At 62.4% G+C, this 4048-nt stretch carries 5 protein-coding genes; all 5 read left to right on the forward strand.

All coding sequences use genetic code 11. The features are described from left to right. The first annotated feature begins 6 nt into the window (after positions 1-6). Positions 7-186, forward strand: a complete 180-nt coding sequence (locus tag ACXJ7R_RS26600; RefSeq protein ID WP_027023510.1) for a YdcH family protein — start codon at positions 7-9, stop codon at positions 184-186. A 317-nt stretch (positions 187-503) separates the two neighbouring features. Next, positions 504-1754 (forward strand): flavodoxin-dependent (E)-4-hydroxy-3-methylbut-2-enyl-diphosphate synthase, encoded by a 1251-nt coding sequence (gene ispG, locus ACXJ7R_RS26605; protein ID WP_457154428.1) that lies wholly within the window; start codon positions 504-506, stop codon positions 1752-1754. 5 nt (positions 1755-1759) lie between these two features. Continuing rightward, positions 1760-2614: a transglycosylase SLT domain-containing protein gene (locus tag ACXJ7R_RS26610; RefSeq protein ID WP_457154429.1), complete on the forward strand. Its 855-nt coding sequence runs from the start codon at positions 1760-1762 to the stop codon at positions 2612-2614. 45 nt (positions 2615-2659) lie between these two features. Beyond that, positions 2660-3211 carry a phosphotransferase-like protein gene (locus ACXJ7R_RS26615; protein WP_457154430.1) on the forward strand — a complete coding sequence of 184 codons (552 nt, stop codon included), beginning with the start codon at positions 2660-2662 and terminating at the stop codon, positions 3209-3211. Positions 3212-3271: 60 nt separating this feature from the next. Then, complete coding sequence (locus ACXJ7R_RS26620) at positions 3272-4024, forward strand: Stf0 family sulfotransferase (protein ID WP_457154431.1); 753 nt, start codon at positions 3272-3274, stop codon at positions 4022-4024. The last annotated feature ends 24 nt before the right edge of the window (positions 4025-4048 follow it).

The following is a 4048-nucleotide window of genomic DNA, read 5'->3' on the forward strand; positions in this document are numbered from 1 at the left end:
CCAATCATGTCTCTTGCTTCCCATCTTGATGAGTTGCAGCGGAAACACGGCGACATCGAGCGCGAGATCGATGACGCGATGAACCATCCGTCGGTGGACGACCTCGAAATCGTGAATCTGAAGCGACGCAAGCTGGCACTCAAGGACGAGATTGAAAAACTGAGAGCACAACCGACCACGCATTGATGCCCTCCTGATATAGACGATCACGATCCACGGCCTTTTGCCGGCGGCAGCTGTCGCCGGTGTGGTGGATTCTGATTTCCAGCGCGGCGATCGCCCAGGCTGGACTTCCGTTCAGGTCAATTGTCGCTTCGGCCGTCGTCGGATGGATCGGTTGTTTTTGATCCCGGCGGCGGGCCAATTGCGGCCAGTGGCGACCTGTCGCCATTGACAAGCCATCTTTGCTCCTCCACCTCATGCCCGGACTTTAGCGCATCGGCCCGGGGCGTTTGTGCGTCCTAGCGGACGCATGGCGCTCCAGAGACAAAAGGCTGCCGGGCATGACCGGATATTTTTCCTCTCCCTTCCCCCGCCGCACCTCGGTCGGCGTCGATGTCGGCGGCGTGGTCGTCGGCGGCGGCGCGCCGGTTGTCGTGCAGTCGATGACCAACACCGATACGGCCGATGTCGACCAGACGGTTGCGCAAGTTGCGGCGCTGCACCGCGCCGGCTCCGAGATCGTGCGCATCACCGTCGATCGCGACGAGAGCGCTGCGGCCGTGCCGCGCATCCACGAAAGGCTGGCGCGGCTCGGCGTCGACGTTCCGCTGGTCGGCGATTTCCACTATATCGGCCATAAGCTTTTGGCCGACCATCCGGCCTGCGCCGAGGCGCTGGCCAAATACCGCATCAACCCGGGCAATGTCGGCTTCAAGGACAAGAAGGATCGGCAGTTCGCGGCGATCGTCGAGATGGCGATCAAATATGACAAGCCGGTGCGCATCGGCGTCAACTGGGGTTCGCTCGACCAGGAGCTTTTGACCCGGCTGATGGACGACAACCAGGCCAAGGGCTTTCCGCTGACGGCGCAGGAAGTGATGCGCGAGGCAATCGTGCAGTCGGCGATCCTGTCGGCCGAAATGGCGGAAGAGATCGGCCTTGGCCGTGAAAAAATCATCCTGTCGGCCAAGGTCAGCGGCGTGCAGGACCTGATCGCCGTCTATACCGAACTCGCCACACGCTCCAACCACGCGCTGCATCTTGGCCTGACCGAGGCCGGCATGGGCTCGAAAGGCATCGTGGCCTCGTCCGCCGCCATGGGCATCCTGCTCCAGCAAGGCATCGGCGACACCATTCGCATCTCGCTGACGCCGGAGCCGAACGGCGACCGCACGCGTGAAGTGCAGGTGTCGCAGGAACTGCTGCAGACGATGGGGTTCAGGCAGTTCGTGCCGATCGTCGCCGCTTGCCCCGGCTGCGGCCGCACCACCTCCACTGTGTTCCAGGAACTCGCCCAGAACATCCAGGCGGATCTCAGGAAGAACATGCCGGTGTGGCGCGAAAAATATCCCGGCGTCGAGAACCTCAAGGTCGCGGTGATGGGTTGCATCGTCAACGGCCCGGGTGAGTCCAAACATGCCGATATTGGCATTTCGCTGCCCGGCACCGGTGAGACGCCGACGGCGCCTGTCTTCGTCGACGGCAAGAAGGCAGCGACGCTGCGCGGGCCGTCGATCGCGGCGGATTTCGAAAAAATGGTCGCAGACTATATCGAGCAACGGTTTGGTCGCGGCAAGGCCGCGGCCGAGTAGGCGCCATGCAGCGTTTCCTGTGGGCGGCGCTGATCTTGATGTGCGGAGTGGGCTGGTCGACGCTGGTTCAGGCAGACCCTCCGCAATCCGCCAAGCAGCGGCTCATCGACAAGGTCTGCACCCTGATCCAGGCCCATGCCGACCAGAACGGCTTGCCCAGGGATTTCTTCGCCCGGCTGATCTGGAAAGAAAGCCGCTTCGATCCCAACGCCGTCAGTCCGGTCGGTGCCGAAGGCATCGCCCAGTTCATGCCGGGCACCGCCAAGATGCGGGGCCTTGCCAACTCCTTCGACATTAACCAGGCGATCCCGGCCTCAGCCAAATACCTAGCCGAGATGAAGGGCGCCTACGGCAATCTCGGCCTGGCGGCGGCCGCCTACAATGCCGGCGAAAGCCGGGTGTCGCGCTGGCTCGGTTCCGGCGGCTTCCTGCCGATGGAGACCGAGAGCTACGTATTCGACATCATGGGCGAGCCGGTCGATAAGTTCACCGATCCGGCCTATGCCGGAAAGGTCGAGCCGCTCGATCAGAAGGTGGATTTTGCCGTCGCTTGCCGCAGGCTGCCGGTGATCATGTCGCAGACGGTGGCGATGGCCTCGATCAACATAAAACCATGGGGCATCCAGGTGGCCGGCAACTTCCGCCGCAGCGCCGCGATCAGCCAGTGGCTGCGGGTCAGGAGCCGCTTCCCGGCCCTGCTCGGCGGCCATGATCCGGTGGTCAGCCAGGTGCGCACGCCAATCGGCCGGCGCGGCATCTACGCAGTCAGGATCGGTGTCGACGACCGCGCCGCCGCCAATGTCATTTGCCAGAAATTGCAAAGCGTCGGCGGAGCGTGCGTGGTGGTGCGCAACCGGTAGTCTGACCCGTGGCGGGCAAGATGTTCTGGCCGAAAAGGGGGCGACGTGAAAGCCAGCATCATTCTGCTCAATGGCGTCGGCAGTGCCGGCAAGAGCTCCATCGCAAGGGCGTTGCAACAGATCACCGCCGCGCCCTTCCTGCATGTCCAGATGGACACTTTCATCGAGATGCTGCCAGACGCCTTGCAGGACCATACGGATGGCTTTTCCTATGAGACCATCCGACAGGACGGCAAGCCTGCGGTCGTGATTAGAACCGGACCGGTGGGGGCGCGGACCCTGCGCGGCATGCGCCACGCCATCGCCGCACTGGCTGGGCAAGGCAACAACCTCATCGTCGACGAGGTGCTTTGCAACGGCGAAATGTCCGAATATCTCGAACTGCTGTCGGCCTTCGACCTCCATGTGGTTGCTGTCCTGGCGCCGCTGGAGGTGCTGGAGGCGCGCGAAGCCCAGCGTGCCGATCGGCTGCCGGGCCTGGCGCGCTGGCAATATGGGCGCGTGCACGAGAACATTCGCTACGACCTCGAAGTCGACACCAGCGTGCTTACTTCGCTGGAGTGTGCCCGTCGCATCCAGCAAAGATTTCAGCTATAGCGCGACCATTCCTTGCCAGGGGCGACAGCCTTGCCACCGACGAACCGCGAGAGCCGTGACATGTTTGACGGATACATCATCTGCGGCACGCCGAGGACCGGAAGCACCTTGCTGTGCAAGCTTCTGGCGTCCACGAAGACGGCTGGCAATCCTCACTCATTCTATCGGCGGCAGGATGTGTCGGAGTGGGCCGAAGAGTGGGGCCTGCCCGATCGCGACACGATGAGCGATCTCGACTTCAATGCCGCCTATCTCAAGGCGGCGATCGCCAATGGCAGGGGTGGGACAGGCATTTTCGGTCTTCGTCTGATGCGGGAAAACCTGGATGAGCTTTCAGCGATCCTCGACCAGGTTTTCCCAAGACTTCCATCGGACAGAGCGCGGTTCGAGAAAGCATTCGGCCGTGTTCTCTACATGCATCTCTCGCGTGAGAACAAGCTTGCGCAGGCTGTCTCCCTGGTCAAGGCAGAGCAGACCGGTCTTTGGCATATCGCTCCCGACGGAACCGAGATCGAAAGGGTCGCACCCGCGAAAGAACCGCAATATGATTTCGAGCGGCTCAAACGTGAGGTCACGGAGCTCGAGGCCTATGATGCCGCCTGGAACATCTGGTTCGTAGAGCAAGGCATAATCCCGCTGCGGCTTGGCTACGAGCGCCTTGCCGCCAACCCGGCCGCGACATTGCTAGACATCTGCGGAGCCTTGGGCGTTCAAGCGCCGATCGCCGATGACATAAAGCCAGGTGTTGCAAAGCTCGCCGACGAGACGAGCCTTGACTGGATGCGCCGCTATCATCTGGACGCCGCTGCCTGATATGCCGATGGCTGCGGGCTAAGC

The sequence above is a fragment of the Mesorhizobium sp. P5_C1 genome (assembly GCF_054049815.1).